This window comes from Micromonospora sp. LZ34, from assembly GCF_052981855.1.
The window spans coordinates 68,795-82,179 of sequence record NZ_JBRIQN010000012.1 but is presented as its reverse complement, the minus strand read 5'-3'; the positions used below and the strand labels follow the sequence as shown (position 1 = coordinate 82,179).

The following is a 13,385-nucleotide window of genomic DNA, read 5'->3' as shown; positions in this document are numbered from 1 at the left end:
GAGTGGCCGTCCGACCCCGGGCGGCCACTCCCTCCCGTGCGGGCGCCTCGGCCCGGCCGGTCCGGGCAGGGCCGGCGCGGAGCCGGCGACTGGTCGGGGCGATCAGCCCGGGAGGAAGGAGAGGCGGACCTTGCGGGACGGGTTGTCGCCGTTGGGGTCGACCAGGCAGAGCGACTGCCAGGTGCCCAGCGCGAGCTGCCCGTCGAGCACCGGCAGCGTCGCGTACGGCGGCAGGAAGGCGGGCAGCACATGGTCCCGGCCGTGCCCGGTAGAGCCGTGCCGGTGCCGCCAGCGGTCATCGGCGGGCAGCAGGTCGTCCAGCGCGCTGAGCAGATCGTCGTCGGAGCCGGAGCCGGTCTCGATGAGCGCCAGGCCGGCGGTGGCGTGCGGCACGAAGACGTGCAGCAGACCGTCGCCCTGACCGGAGACGAACCGTTCCGCCTCGGCGGTGATGTCCCGGACGGTGGGGCGGGAACCGGTCTGGACGCTGATCACCTCACTGCGCATACGTCGCATTCTGCCGCAGCGCCGGGTCAGTAGCCGCCGCCACCGCCGCCGGAGTCACCTCCACCGGAGAAGCCGCCGCCGGAGTCGCCCCCGCCCGACCAGCCGCCGCCGGAGTCGCCCCCGCCCCACCAACCGGCGCCGGAACTCGCGCCGGACCGGTCGCCGGACTCGTCGCCCCGGCCGTGGTCCCGGTCGCGGTAGTCCGTGCCGACGTCCCCGGTCGGGCCGACGTACAGCGCCCCCGCCGCCGCGTCCTGGGGGCGGCGCCGGCTGCGTGGCCGGCGCGCATCCCGGATCAGCCCGACCCCGAGCAGCGCCAGGGTCGCACCCACCGCCGCGATCATGAACGCCCCCGGTGACACGAGCCAGCCGGCCACCCCGCCGACCGCCGTGCCGACCACTCCGACGGCGGTCATCACCCCGCCGAGAACCACCGGTCGCCATCTCATGACGGCAGGGTAGGGACGCCGGACAAGTGCGCCCCCCGGCCCGACCGGCGGGCCGGCGCGCCGACCGGACAAAGTTACTGGTGGGTACCTGTGTCGAGCATCGCGTCTCGGGGCGGTGGACGTGACGCCGGGTGGCACAAGGGGGCAGGATGGCGCTAGAGACCTATCCCACACACAACCGAGGGAACGCCTGTGGCTACGGAACGCAAGCGCCCGGTGATCACCGCCGGTCTGCCGAGCCAGCTTCCGGACATCGACCCTGAAGAAACCAGCGAATGGGTCGAGTCGCTCGACGGTGTCATCGACGAGCGCGGGACCAAGCGCGCCCGCTACGTCATGCTGCGCCTGCTGGAGCGGGCCCGCGAGCGCCAGGTCGGGGTGCCGTCCCTGACCACCACGGACTACATCAACACCATCCCGCCGGAGCGCGAGCCGTGGTTCCCGGGTGACGAGCACGTCGAGCGGCGGATCCGGGCGTACGTCCGATGGAACGCCGCCATGCTGGTGCACCGGGCGCAGCGCCCGGAGATCAGCGTCGGCGGGCACATCTCCACCTTCGCCAGCTCGGCCTCGCTCTACGAGGTGGGCTTCAACCACTTCTTCCGGGGCAAGGACCACCCGGGCGGCGGCGACCACATCTTCTACCAGGGCCACGCCTCCCCCGGCATGTACGCGCGGGCGTTCCTCGAGGGCCGGCTCACCGAGCACCAGCTCGACGGGTTCCGCCAGGAGCTGTCCCACCCCGGCGGCGGCCTGCCGTCGTACCCGCACCCGCGGCTGATGCCGGACTTCTGGGAGTTCCCCACGGTCTCCATGGGCCTGGGCGGGCTGAACGCGATCTACCAGGCGCGGTTCAACCGCTACCTGCACCACCGGGGCATCAAGGACACCTCCGACCAGCACGTCTGGGCGTACCTCGGCGACGGTGAGATGGACGAGCCGGAGACCCTCGGCGCGATCGGGGTGGCCGCCCGCGAGGAGCTGGACAACCTCACCTTCGTGATCAACTGCAACCTGCAGCGGCTGGACGGCCCGGTCCGCGGCAATGGCAAGGTCATGCAGGAGCTGGAGGCGTTCTTCCGGGGCGCCGGCTGGAACGTCATCAAGGTGGTCTGGGGCCGGGAGTGGGACCCGCTGCTCGCCGCGGACACCGACGGCGCGCTGGTCAACCTGATGAACACCACCCCGGACGGCGACTACCAGACCTACAAGGCGGAGTCCGGGGCGTACGTGCGGGAGCACTTCTTCGGCCGCGACCCGCGCACCCGCAAGATGGTCGAGCACCTGAGCGACGACGAGATCTGGAACCTCAAGCGGGGCGGGCACGACTACCGCAAGCTCTACGCGGCCTACAAGGCGGCGATGGAGCACACCGGGCAGCCGACGGTGATCCTGGCCAAGACGATCAAGGGCTGGACGCTCGGCTCGCACTTCGAGGCGCGCAACGCCACGCACCAGATGAAGAAGCTGACGCTGGAGGACCTCAAGACCTTCCGCGACCGGCTCTTCCTGGACATCCCGGACTCGGCGCTGGAGGAGAACCCCTACCTGCCGCCGTACTACCACCCGGGCGAGAAGTCCGACGAGATCGCCTACCTCCATGAGCGGCGCAGGCAGCTCGGCGGCTACCTGCCGTCGCGGCGCACCGAGGGCAAGCGGCTGGCCATCCCCGGCTCGGAGCGGTTCTCCGACGTCAAGCGGGGCTCGGGCAAGCAGAAGGTGGCCACCACGATGGCCTTCGTCCGCCTGCTCAAGGACGTCATGAAGGACAAGGAGTTCGGCAAGCGCTGGGTGCCGATCATCCCGGACGAGGCCCGCACCTTCGGCATGGACTCGCTCTTCCCGACGGCGAAGATCTACTCTCCGCACGGGCAGCGGTACACCGCGGTCGACCGGGAGCTGTTCCTGTCGTACAAGGAGGCCCTCGGCGGGCAGATCCTGCACGAGGGGATCAACGAGGCCGGCTCGGTCGCCTCGTTCACCGCCGCGGGCTCGTCGTACGCCACGCACGGCGAGCCGATGATCCCGATGTACATCTTCTACTCGATGTTCGGGTTCCAGCGCACCGCCGACGGGCTCTGGGCGGCCGCCGACCAGATGGCCCGGGGCTTCCTGCTCGGCGCCACCGCCGGCCGCACCACGCTGAACGGCGAAGGGCTCCAGCACGAGGACGGCCACTCGCACCTGATGGCCGCCACCAACCCGGCGGTCGTCGCGTACGACCCGGCGTTCGCGTTCGAGATCGCGCACATCATGGAAGACGGCCTGCACCGGATGTACGGCGAGGCGCAGGAGAACGTCTTCTACTACCTCACCGTCTACAACGAGCCGATCCTCCAGCCGGCGGAGCCGTCCGACGTGGACGTCGAGGGGCTGCTCAAGGGCATCTACCGCTACTCCCCCGCGCCGCAGGTCAACGGTGACGCCCCGAAGGCCAACCTGCTCGCCTCCGGCACCGGGATGCAGTGGGCGCTGCGCGCGCAGCAGCTGCTCGCCCAGGACTGGGGAGTGGCCGCGGACGTCTGGTCGGTGACCTCCTGGACGGAGCTGCGCCGCGACGCGGTCCAGTGCGAGGAGCACAACCTGCTCAACCCGGGCGCCGAGCAGCAGGTGCCGTACGTGACCCGGAAGCTGGCCGACGCCGACGGGCCGAAGGTCGCGGTCAGCGACTGGATGCGCGCGGTACCGGACCTGATCGCCCGCTGGGTACCCGGCGACTACACCTCGCTCGGCACCGACGGCTTCGGCATGTCGGACACCCGGCACGCGCTGCGCCGGCACTTCCACGTCGACGCCGAGTCGGTGGTGGTCGCGACGCTGCGGCAGCTCGCGCTCCGCGGCGCGGTACCGGCCACCGTGCCCGCCGAGGCGGCCAAGAAGTACGCCATCGAGGACGTCACCGCCGCCCCGGTCGGCGAGACCGGCGGCGACAGCTAGGTCGTACGACGCGAAGGGCCCGGCGCATCCGCGCCGGGCCCTTTCGTCGTCCCGCGCCGGCGTCGGCGGGGCGAGCGCGAGTGGGCGGTGGACCGGTGTCCCTGGCGGGGACCCGGGCCACCGCCGTCGCGGGTGGCGCCAGGACGAGCCCGGTCAGCCGACGGCGGCCAGATCGGTCAGCCGGGCGAGCGAGTCCTCCAGGTCGGCGCCGACCCGACGCAGGCCGAGCCGGAGCAGGGCGGCCTTGACCGGACCGGCCGGCCAGCGTACGACGATGAGCCGTACGATCGTCCCGCCCTCCTCCTCGTCGGGAGTGAGCTGGACGTAGATCTCGGTGCGCGCCTCCGCCCGGGCACCGGCGCCCTTGGCGCGTTCCCGCCAGCCGATCAGGGTCGGCTCCTGGTAGGCGATCACCTCGGCCTCATGCGCCGCGCCGCGCCCGGCCTGGACCAGCTGCCGCCGCCCGAAGCCCTCCCCTGAGAGCACCTCGGCCGCGCGGACCCCCGCCAGCCAGGCCGGCAGCTGCTCGGCCCGCTGCACGACGTCCCAGACCGCTTCCACCGGCGCCGCCACGTGCGCACTGCGTTCCACGAGGATCATTTCCCTTTTCCTCCAGTGAGGACATCCCACGATATCGGCACTCTATGCACAAATTCGGACTTACCTGGACGGGTTCGGAAAAGACACGCCGAAAACCATTGCGTCCTGAGCGACGAGCGCCTATGGCGTATTCGCCGGCCGCGTCCTAGAGTCGCGAACACGTTTCGCGTTCACCGGGAGGGCGCATGCCGACCGCACCGATGCCCGACTTCCCCGCCGGCTTCCGCTGGGGCGTCTCCACCTCCGCCTACCAGATCGAGGGCGGCGTCGGCGCAGACGGCCGGGGGCCGTCCATCTGGGACACCTTCGCGCACTCCCCGGGCCGGATCGTCGACGGCAGCACCGGCGACGTGGCCTGCGACCACTACCACCGGCACGCCGAGGACGTCGAACTGATGGCGGGGCTCGGCGTCTCCGCGTACCGCTTCTCCCTCGCCTGGCCCCGGGTCCAGCCCCGGGGCACCGGCCCGGCCAACCCGGCCGGGCTGGACTTCTACGACCGGCTGGTCGACGACCTGCTGGCCCGGGGCATCGACCCGGTCGCCACCCTGTTCCACTGGGATCTGCCGCAGCCCCTCGAGGACGCCGGCGGCTGGCTGAACCGGGAGACCGCGCACCGCTTCGCCGAGTACGCCGACCTGACCGCCGCCCGGCTCGGCGACCGGGTCCAGCTCTGGATCACCCTCAACGAGTCCTTCGTCCACATGAGCCTCGGGCACGGCATGGGAGTGCACGCGCCCGGGCGGATGCTGCTCTTCGACGCCTTCCCGGTCGCCCACCACCAACTGCTCGGCCACGGCCTCGCGGTCGGCGCGCTGCGCGCCCGCACCGCCAGCCCGGTCGCCATCGCCAACAACTACTCCCCGGTCCGGGTGGCCGGCGACAGCGACGCCGACCGGGCGGCCGCGGCCGCGTACGAGGCGCTGCACAACCGGCTCTTCACGGATCCGCTGCTGGGCCGGGGCTACCCCGCCGGGCAGAACTTCGACGAGACCGTGGTGCGCGACGGCGACCTGGCGGTGATCGCCGCGCCGATCGACGTGCTCGGGGTGAACTACTACAACCCCACCGCGGTGCGCGCGCCGGAGGACGGCTCCCCGCTGCCGTTCGACCTGGTGCCGCTGGAGGGCTACCCGCGGACCGCCTTCGACTGGCCGGTCTCCCCAGACGGGCTGCGCGAGCTGCTCGGCTGGCTGCGGGACACGTACCGCGACGACCTGCCGCCGATCGAGATCACCGAGAGCGGCTGCGCCTACGACGACGCCCCGGACGCCACCGGACGGGTGCCCGACCCGGAGCGGATCGCCTATCTCGACGGGCACCTGCGCGCGGTACGGGCCGCGATCGCCGACGGCGTGGACGTCCGCGGCTACTTCGTCTGGTCGCTGCTGGACAACTGGGAGTGGGCCGAGGGCTTCACCAAGCGCTTCGGGCTTGTGCACGTCGACTTCGACACCCAGGTCCGCACCCCGAAGTCCTCGTACGCCTGGTTCCGCGACCTGATCGCGGCCGCCCGCCGGGCGCCGCTGCGGTGACCACCGTCGACCCGACGCCGACCTCGCTGCCGGCGGCGCTCGCCGAGCCGACCGTCCCGGTCCGGCGGGGCTGGATCGCACTAATCTTCGCGGCCAACCTCGGCGTCTGGATGGCCTTCTTCACCCCGATCCAGGTGCTGTTGCCGCAGCAGGTGGAGCGGATCGCGCCGGGTGACAAGGAGGCCGTGCTCGCGCTGGTCACCGGCCTCGGCGCGCTTGCCGCGGTGCTCGCCAACCCGCTCGCCGGCGCGCTGTCCGACCGGACCTGCCTGCGGCTGGCCGGCCGCGAGTTCGGCCGCCGGCATGTCTGGACCGCCGGCGGGGCACTGCTCGGCGCCGCGGCCCTGGCCCTGCTGGCCCAGCAGCGCACCGTGCTCGGAGTGGCGCTGGGCTGGGTCGCCGCGCAGGTCTGCTTCAACGCGATGTTGGCCAGCCTCACCGCCGCCGTGCCGGACCGGGTGCCGGTCGCTCAGCGCGGCGGGGTCTCCGGCTGGGTGGGCATCCCGCAGGCGCTCGGGCTGGTGCTCGGGGTGGTGCTGGTGACCGCCGTGGTGACCGGCAACGCCGCCGGCTACCTGGCGATGGCCGCGGCGGTGCTGCTGCTGGCGCTGCCGTTCACCCTGGCCACCACCGACGACCCGCTGCCCCGCGCGCAGCGGCCGGCGCTGCGCTGGCGCGCCCTGCCCGCCTCGATGTGGGTCTCGCCACGCCGGTACCCGGACTTCGGCTGGGCCTGGATCACCCGGTTCCTGGTCCAGCTCGGCAACGCCCTCGGCACCCTCTACCTGCTCTACTTCCTCACCGACCAGGTGCGGCTGGCCGACCCGGAGGGCGGCCTGCTGGTGCTGATCCTGCTCTACACGGCCGGGATGGCCGCCACCGCGGTGCTGGCCGGCCGGCTCTCCGACCGCTCCGGGCGGCGGAAGGTCTTCGTGATCGCCTCCGGCGGGATCATGGCGGTCGCCGCGCTGCTGCTCGCCGTCGCGCCGGTCTGGCCGATGGCGGTGGTCGCCGCGCTGCTGCTCGGCGCCGGCTACGGCGTCTACCTGTCGGTGGACGCCGCGCTGATCACCCAGGTGCTGCCCCGGGCCACCGACCGGGCCAAGGACCTCGGGGTGATCAACATCGCCAACTCCGCCCCGCAGGTGCTCGGCCCGGCGCTCTCCGCCCCGCTCGTGGTGCATCTAGGCGGTTATCCGACGCTCTACGCGGTCACCGCGGCGGTCACCGTGCTGGGCAGCGTGCTGGTGTTGAAGATCCGCTCGGTGCCCTGACCCGCACCCCTGGCCGAATCCGGTCGCGCGCCGCCGTAGGCTGGGGGACGTGACGGTACGTGTACGCTTCGCCCCCTCCCCGACCGGTATGTTCCACGTCGGCGGCGCCCGCTCGGCCCTGCAGAACTGGATCTACGCCAGGCAGCAGGGCGGGGTGTTCGTGCTCCGCATCGAGGACACTGACGCGGCGCGGAACAAGCCGGAGTGGACCGAGGGCATCCTCTCCGCGCTGGACTGGATCGGCATCGAGCGCGGCAGCTACGAGGGCCCCCACTTCCAGTCCCAGTACGCCGGCGAGCACCGGGCCGCCGCGGCGCGGCTCTACGAGTCCGGCCGGGCGTACTACTGCGACTGCACGCGGGAGGCGGTGCAGGCCCGCACCGGCTCGCAGTACCAGGGCTACGACGGCTTCTGCCGCGACCGCGGCCTGGGCCCGGGCGAGGGTCGGGCGCTGCGCTTCCGTACGCCGGACGAGGGCGAGACCGTGGTGGTCGACCTGATCCGCGGCGAGCCCACCTTCGAAAACAAGCTGATCGAGGACTTCGTCATCGCCCGCGGCGACGGCTCGCCGGTGTTCCTGCTGGCCAACGTCGTGGACGACATGACGATGGGGATCACCCACGTGATCCGGGCCGAGGAGCACCTGCCGAACACCCCGAAGCAGCAGCTGCTCTGGGACGCCCTCGGGGTCAAGCCGCCGACCTGGGCGCACGTGCCGGTGGTGGTCAACGAGAAGCGGCAGAAGCTCTCCAAGCGCCGCGACAAGGTCGCCCTGGAGGCGTACCGGGACGAGGGCTACCTCGCCGCCGCGATGCGCAACTACCTGATGCTGCTCGGCTGGGCGCCCTCCGGCGACCGGGAGATCGTGCCCTGGTCGGTGATCGAGGAGGAGTTCCGGCTGGAGGAGGTCAACCCGTCGCCGGCGTTCTTCGACGAGAAGAAGCTGCGCGCGTTCAACGGGGAGTACATCCGGGCGCTGCCGATCGAGGACTTCGTCGAGGCCTGCCAGCCCTGGCTGACCGGCACCGGCACCATCGCGCCGCCGCCGTGGCAGCCGGCGGAGTTCGACGCCGCGGCGTTCGCCGCGGTGGCCCCGCTGGCGCAGACCCGGATCGCGGTGCTCAGCGAGATCGTGCCGAACGTCGACTTCCTCTTCCTCGCCTCGCCGCTGATCGACGAGGCGGCTTGGGCCAAGGCGATGAAGGAGGGCTCGGCGGAGCTGCTGGACGCGGCGATGGCGGCGTTCGGGGCGCTGGAGTCCTGGGACGCCGAGTCGCTCAAGGCCGCCCTGGAGGCGGTCGGCGCGGAGCGCGGGCTCAAGCTCGGCAAGGCGCAGGCCCCGGTCCGGGTCGCGGTCACCGGCCGGACGGTCGGGCTGCCGCTCTTCGAGTCGCTGGAGGTGCTCGGCCGCGAGCGCACCCTGACCCGGCTGCGCGCCGCCCGGGTCCGCCTGGTCTGAGGTCTGTCAGCCGCCCGTCGGTGGTCCAACCACCGACGGGCGGGCACCGCACCGCGCCCTTTGCTCTGCTTCAACCCGCGCAACGCCGGACCTCGCTGACTGTTGCGCCCGTTGAAGCAGAGCAAAGGACTGCGCGAAGGGGCGCCACCGCCCGCCGCCTCGCCCGCTCCGGCACACATCGCGCTGCGGCACGCGCGCCGGCTCCGCCGACGACGGTCGAGCGCAGCGCGCAGCGTCCGGGCCAACCGTTCGGCCCGTCCGGCGTCAGCCCCGGGCGGACCGGCGGCGGAGCAGGAGACCCGTGACGAGCGCGGCGAGCAGCACCAGGCCGCCGAGCCCCCAGAGCCAGCCCCGGGAGTCGGGGTCGCCGCCCTGCCCGGCCGTTGGCGCGGCCACCGTCGGGCTGCCGCCGTCCGGCCCGGGCGCGGCCGAACCTGACCCGGCCGACGGCGATGCGGTCGGGACCGACCCCGCCGGGCCGGTGCCGGCCGTCGACGGCGCGGCGGACGGGTCGGCGGGGGTGCCGGTGGTGAGGGTGAACCGCACCTCGCCGGAGACCGGGTGCCCGTCGCTGGAGGCCAGCCGGTAGCCGACGATGTAGAGCCCGGCCTTGCCGGGCTTGAACGGCAGGCCCACCCGGTTGCCGGTGAACGTCGGCGCGCCGCCCAGCGCGGCCACGTTGTCCGGGCCGGTGACTGTGATCTTCGTCGTGGCCGGGTCCAGCTTCGCCAGGAACCGCAGTTCGATCCGGGCCGGCGCGGCCGCCACCCGGGCGCCGTCGCGCGGATCGCTGCCGGTCAGCGAGTTGTGCGCGGCTGCCGGCGCCGCCGGCAGCAACGACACGCCGAGCGCCACGCCGATCACCGCTGGCCAGGTACGCGCCACACGTGCGACCCTGCCCCCCATGAGACCCTCCGCAAAGGTACGATCCGCCCGCTGATCAACGGCTGCCGCAGATTAGTCGAGCCTGGATCGCAGATAGTTCCAAATACTGTTCCACCAGCTGCAACCGAGCGACGTTCCGCGGAGTCTCTGAGGTGGGTCCCGGCCTGTGGCCACGGTCACCTCCGTCCACCAACCACGCGCGTGACCTGCAGCAAAGCCATCCATCGAACGGGGCGAGGAGGCGGCGATGGTCCGACGGATGAGGCGACTGGTCGCCATACTGGTGGGTGCGTTGACGGCGGCGCTGGTCGCGGTGGCCGCCGCGGCGCCGGCGACGGCCGCCCCGAAGCCGCCGCCCGCCGGGGTGGAGATCACCGGGGACGGGCTGGCCGAGCCGCTGCGGTTGCACGCCGACTCCCACCCGCAGCACGTGGTCGCCATCATCGACCAGGTCAACTTCCTCCCCCGCACCGGGCTGGCGACCGCCCCGAAGCCGGCCGACCTCGGTCCGAAGTACACGATCGTGGTGCTCGCCGGTGACGCGCCGAAGCAGACGTACGACCTCTACCCGAAGGCCAAGGGCGGGCCGCGGGTCTTCCGGCCGGCCAAGCAGCCGGACTCCCGCAAGACCAGCGCGGGCTGGTTCCTCGGCCGGCTTTCCATGTCCGAGACGCTGCGCACGGCCGGGGTGCCGCTGGAGCGCGAGTTCGACACGGTCAGCGGCGGCGTCGGCGGCGGCGAGCGGGTCATCCCCGAGGACGCGCTCAACCCGGCCCGGGACATCGACGAGGCGCTCGGCGAGCTGCAGCGCCTGCTGCTGCTCAACGTCGCGGTGGTGCTGGTCATCACCCTCGGCCTCGCCGGCATCGCGCTGCTGATCCGGCGACGCACCCGCTGAGCCGCCACCGCACCCACCAACCCGGTGCCCGCCGGGTCAGAGCTCCAGCACCACCTTGCCCCGGACGTGGCCGGCCTCCACCAGCCGGTGCGCGTCCGCGGCTTGGGCCAGCGGGAACGTCCGTTCGACCTGGACGGTGAGCCGGCCGGCGTCGACCAGCCCGGCGAGCAGGCTCAGGTCGGCCGTCGACGGCTTGACGAACAGGTAGCTGCCGCCCAGCCGGGCGACGTGTTCCGGATCGGCCGTGGAGACCAGCCGGCCCGGTCGGGCCAGCAGTTGGGCCGAGACGTCCAACGCCTCGCCGCCGAACAGGTCGAGCGCCACGTCCACGCCGTCCGGGGCCACCGCGCGGATCCGGTCGAGCAGCCCGTCGCCGTAGCTGACCGGCTCCGCGCCGAGCGACCGGACGAAGTCGTGGTTGGTCGGGCCCGCGGTGCCGATCACCTTGTCGGCGCCGAGGGCCCGGGCGAGCTGCACGGCCAGGTGGCCGACCCCGCCGGCCGCGCCGTGCACCAGCACCGTGTCCCCGCTGGCGGTGCGGACCGACTGGAGGGCCTGGTAGGCGGTGAGCCCGGCGAGCGGCAGCCCGGCGGCAGCCGCCCAGGACGCCCGCACCGGCTTGTCGGCCAGCGTCCGCTCCGGGGCCGGCACCAGTTCGGCGTACGTGCCGTGTTGGATGTCGTCGCGCCGGACGTACCCGATCACCTCGTCGCCCACGGCGAACCCGGTCACCGCGGGGCCTACCGAGGCCACCACACCGGCCGCGTCCCACCCCGGCACCAGCGGGAAGTGGCTGGGGAAGGCGCCGGCCAGGTGCCCCTCGCGCACCTTCCAGTCGACCGGGTTCACCCCGGCGGCGCGCACCCGCACCAGGACCGTGTCCGGGCCGACCGGCGGCTCGGGCAGGTCGCGCACGGCGAGCAGGTCAGCCGGCCCGTACGCGTCGATGGCGATCGCCTTCACGACCACCACGCTAACCGCCGGTCGGCACCCGCGTGGTCAGCACCAGCGGTGCGGCGGCCGCTGCCGGCGGATCGCCCGCCGGGGCGGACGAACCGGGCCGTGCCGGTGCCCGCCGGCCCAGCCGGGCAGGTCGCTGCGGCAGCCACGCACCTCGGCCGGCTCCAGCTCACCGGGCGGGGCCGGCTCGGCGGCGCGCTGCCGGGGCACCGGCGGGTCCTCGTCGGGCCACTCGGGCGGACGGCTCTGCTCGGTCGGCCCGGCCGGCAGCCCGCCGGCCAGGCGGCGGTGGTGCTTGGCCATCGGCTGCTGCTCGTGGTGACCAGGCCGGCAGGGCTCGCCCTGGGCGCAGCCGTGGTCGGCCTCCCCGTGCGCCATCCCGGTCTCCTCACGCTCGCCGTCGCCCGCCGGCCTTGGCCCCGACGTGCCCTGACACCGTACTGTCCGGGACCGACGCCGTGTGCAGCGCGTACCCGGGTCGGGGCCCGACGAGATCCACTTCCGCGCCGCCCGGGTGGGTCGCCCCGCCACCGGCCGGGGGCGGGTGCCGCCGCGGCGCCGACCGGCCGCCCGGCGTCGATGTCCAGGTCAGGGCATGTCAGGCTGGAGCGGTGAGCGAGCCGGCCGGGATTCAGCTGTCAGCCACGCTGCGCCGGATCGAACGCGCGGCGGGGGCGCTGGCCACCGCCAGCGTGGCCCGGATGGACGAGACCCTGCCGTGGTTCCGCACCCTCCCCGCCGACCAGCGCTCCTGGGTGATGCTGGTGGCCCAGGCCGGCGCCCGCTCGCTGGTGCAGTGGCTGCGCGACGGCGGCGGCACCGCGGACAGCACCCAGGAGGTCTCCGACGAGGTGTTCGCCGCCGCGCCGCAGGCGCTGGCCCGGTCGATCAGCCTCCAGCAGACCGTCGCGCTGATCAAGGTGACCATCGACGTGGTCGAGGAGCAGGTCGGCCACCTGGCCGCGGAGGGCGAGGAGCAGCAGCTGCGCGAGGCGGTGCTGCGCTTCTCCCGGGAGATCGCCTTCGCCGCCGCCCGGGTGTACGCCCGGGCCGCCGAGTCCCGCGGCGCCTGGGACGCCCGGTTGCAGGCGCTGCTGGTGGACGCGCTGCTGCGCGGCGACTCGCCGGACGTGCTGGCCAGCCGGGCCGCCGCGCTCGGCTGGTCGGACGCGCCGCCGGTGGCGGTGGCGGTCGGCCGCTCCCCCGGCGGCGAGGTCTCCGCCGTGCTGCACACCGTCTACCGGCAGGCCCGGCGGATCGGCGCGGAGGTGATCGGCGGGGTGCACGGCGACCGGCTGGTGATCGTGCTCGGCGGCGTCGCCGACCCGCTCGCCGCCACCGGGAAGCTGCTCAGCGCGTTCGGGGACGGGCCGGTGGTGGTCGGCCCGGCGGTGCCGAGCCTGGATGAGGCCACCGAGTCGGCCCGGGCGGCGCTGGCCGGTTTCCGCGCCGCGCCCGCCTGGCCGACCGCGCCCCGGCCGGTGCCGGCGGGCGACCTGCTGCCGGAACGGGCGCTGGCCGGGGACGCGGAGGCGCGCCGGCGGCTGCGCCACGACGTGTACGCGACGCTGGTGCGCGCCGGGGGCGAGCTGCTGGAGACGCTGGACGCCTTCTTCGCCGCCGGCGGGACGCTGGAGAGCGCGGCCCGGGCCCTCTTCGTGCACCCGAACACGGTGCGCTACCGGTTGCGGCGGATCGCCGAGGTGACCGGCTTCTCGCCGCTCGCGCCGCGGGACGCGTTCGCCCTCCGGGTGGCGTTGACCGTGGGCCGGCTCGACCCAGTTGTCCCGGTGGTCCCGAGCCAGACAATGACCCCAGCCGTCAGTAAAACATCACAGACGGGTGATGATCACCGCCGATCTTTGTAGGATCCCTCCAAAG

The 13,385-nt window shown here is 73.6% G+C and carries 12 protein-coding genes; 6 read left to right on the top strand and 6 right to left on the bottom strand.

Annotated features, from left to right (window positions below; genetic code table 11):
* Nucleotides 1-102 precede the first annotated feature (102 nt).
* Both ACVCAH_RS15720 and ACVCAH_RS15715 read right to left on the bottom strand, forming a co-directional pair.
* The gene (locus ACVCAH_RS15720) at nucleotides 103-507 is read right to left on the bottom strand and encodes a YjbQ family protein (protein WP_447136864.1); all 405 of its coding nucleotides are present in this window, start codon (nucleotides 505-507) and stop codon (nucleotides 103-105) included.
* Between the two features lie 26 nt (nucleotides 508-533).
* Complete coding sequence (locus ACVCAH_RS15715) at nucleotides 534-956, bottom strand: hypothetical protein (protein ID WP_447136863.1); 423 nt, start codon at nucleotides 954-956, stop codon at nucleotides 534-536.
* 192 nt (nucleotides 957-1,148) lie between these two features.
* Between ACVCAH_RS15715 and aceE the strand changes: the two genes are divergently transcribed.
* A complete protein-coding gene (aceE, locus tag ACVCAH_RS15710) occupies nucleotides 1,149-3,893 on the top strand; it encodes a pyruvate dehydrogenase (acetyl-transferring), homodimeric type (RefSeq protein ID WP_447136862.1) in 2,745 nt (914 codons plus the stop codon).
* A gap of 153 nt (nucleotides 3,894-4,046) precedes the next feature.
* Here the strand turns inward: aceE and ACVCAH_RS15705 are convergent, their stop codons facing one another.
* A complete protein-coding gene (locus ACVCAH_RS15705; RefSeq protein WP_013735272.1) occupies nucleotides 4,047-4,493 on the bottom strand; it encodes an SRPBCC family protein in 447 nt (148 codons plus the stop codon).
* Between the two features lie 185 nt (nucleotides 4,494-4,678).
* Here ACVCAH_RS15705 and ACVCAH_RS15700 point away from each other — a divergent pair, with 185 nt between their 5' ends.
* From ACVCAH_RS15700 to gltX, 3 genes are read left to right on the top strand one after another with little or no spacing between them, the layout of a single operon-like run.
* A complete protein-coding gene (locus ACVCAH_RS15700) occupies nucleotides 4,679-6,028 on the top strand; it encodes a GH1 family beta-glucosidase (RefSeq protein ID WP_447136861.1) in 1,350 nt (449 codons plus the stop codon).
* The gene (locus ACVCAH_RS15695) at nucleotides 6,025-7,302 is read left to right on the top strand and encodes an MFS transporter (protein WP_447136860.1); all 1,278 of its coding nucleotides are present in this window, start codon (nucleotides 6,025-6,027) and stop codon (nucleotides 7,300-7,302) included. Before ACVCAH_RS15700 ends, ACVCAH_RS15695 begins: the two co-directional genes overlap by 4 nt.
* A gap of 49 nt (nucleotides 7,303-7,351) precedes the next feature.
* Nucleotides 7,352-8,761 carry a glutamate--tRNA ligase gene (gltX, locus tag ACVCAH_RS15690; RefSeq protein ID WP_447136859.1) on the top strand — a complete coding sequence of 470 codons (1,410 nt, stop codon included), beginning with the start codon at nucleotides 7,352-7,354 and terminating at the stop codon, nucleotides 8,759-8,761.
* 264 nt (nucleotides 8,762-9,025) lie between these two features.
* Here the strand turns inward: gltX and ACVCAH_RS15685 are convergent, their stop codons facing one another.
* Entirely contained in the window at nucleotides 9,026-9,646 is a 621-nt protein-coding gene (locus ACVCAH_RS15685; RefSeq protein ID WP_447136858.1) for a copper resistance CopC family protein, read from the bottom strand.
* A gap of 247 nt (nucleotides 9,647-9,893) precedes the next feature.
* Between ACVCAH_RS15685 and ACVCAH_RS15680 the strand changes: the two genes are divergently transcribed.
* Complete coding sequence (locus ACVCAH_RS15680) at nucleotides 9,894-10,544, top strand: hypothetical protein (RefSeq protein ID WP_447136857.1); 651 nt, start codon at nucleotides 9,894-9,896, stop codon at nucleotides 10,542-10,544.
* A gap of 36 nt (nucleotides 10,545-10,580) precedes the next feature.
* Here the strand turns inward: ACVCAH_RS15680 and ACVCAH_RS15675 are convergent, their stop codons facing one another.
* Complete coding sequence (locus ACVCAH_RS15675; RefSeq protein WP_447136856.1) at nucleotides 10,581-11,507, bottom strand: NADP-dependent oxidoreductase; 927 nt, start codon at nucleotides 11,505-11,507, stop codon at nucleotides 10,581-10,583.
* Nucleotides 11,508-11,543: 36 nt separating this feature from the next.
* A complete protein-coding gene (locus tag ACVCAH_RS15670; RefSeq protein ID WP_447136855.1) occupies nucleotides 11,544-11,882 on the bottom strand; it encodes a hypothetical protein in 339 nt (112 codons plus the stop codon).
* A gap of 233 nt (nucleotides 11,883-12,115) precedes the next feature.
* On the opposite strand from ACVCAH_RS15670, the gene ACVCAH_RS15665 reads away from it, so the two are divergent.
* Nucleotides 12,116-13,372, top strand: coding sequence for a PucR family transcriptional regulator (locus ACVCAH_RS15665; protein WP_447136854.1), 1,257 nt, complete (start codon nucleotides 12,116-12,118; stop codon nucleotides 13,370-13,372).
* Nucleotides 13,373-13,385: the final 13 nt, after the last annotated feature.

Coding starts and splice junctions, on each gene's coding strand:
- ACVCAH_RS15680 (WP_447136857.1), top strand. CDS start 9,894: ATGGTCCGACGGATGAGGCGACTGGTCGCCATACTGGTGGGTGCGTTG.
- ACVCAH_RS15700 (WP_447136861.1), top strand. CDS start 4,679: ATGCCGACCGCACCGATGCCCGACTTCCCCGCCGGCTTCCGCTGGGGC.
- ACVCAH_RS15705 (WP_013735272.1), bottom strand. CDS start 4,493: ATGATCCTCGTGGAACGCAGTGCGCACGTGGCGGCGCCGGTGGAAGCG.
- ACVCAH_RS15720 (WP_447136864.1), bottom strand. CDS start 507: ATGCGCAGTGAGGTGATCAGCGTCCAGACCGGTTCCCGCCCCACCGTC.
- ACVCAH_RS15670 (WP_447136855.1), bottom strand. CDS start 11,882: ATGGCGCACGGGGAGGCCGACCACGGCTGCGCCCAGGGCGAGCCCTGC.
- ACVCAH_RS15715 (WP_447136863.1), bottom strand. CDS start 956: ATGAGATGGCGACCGGTGGTTCTCGGCGGGGTGATGACCGCCGTCGGA.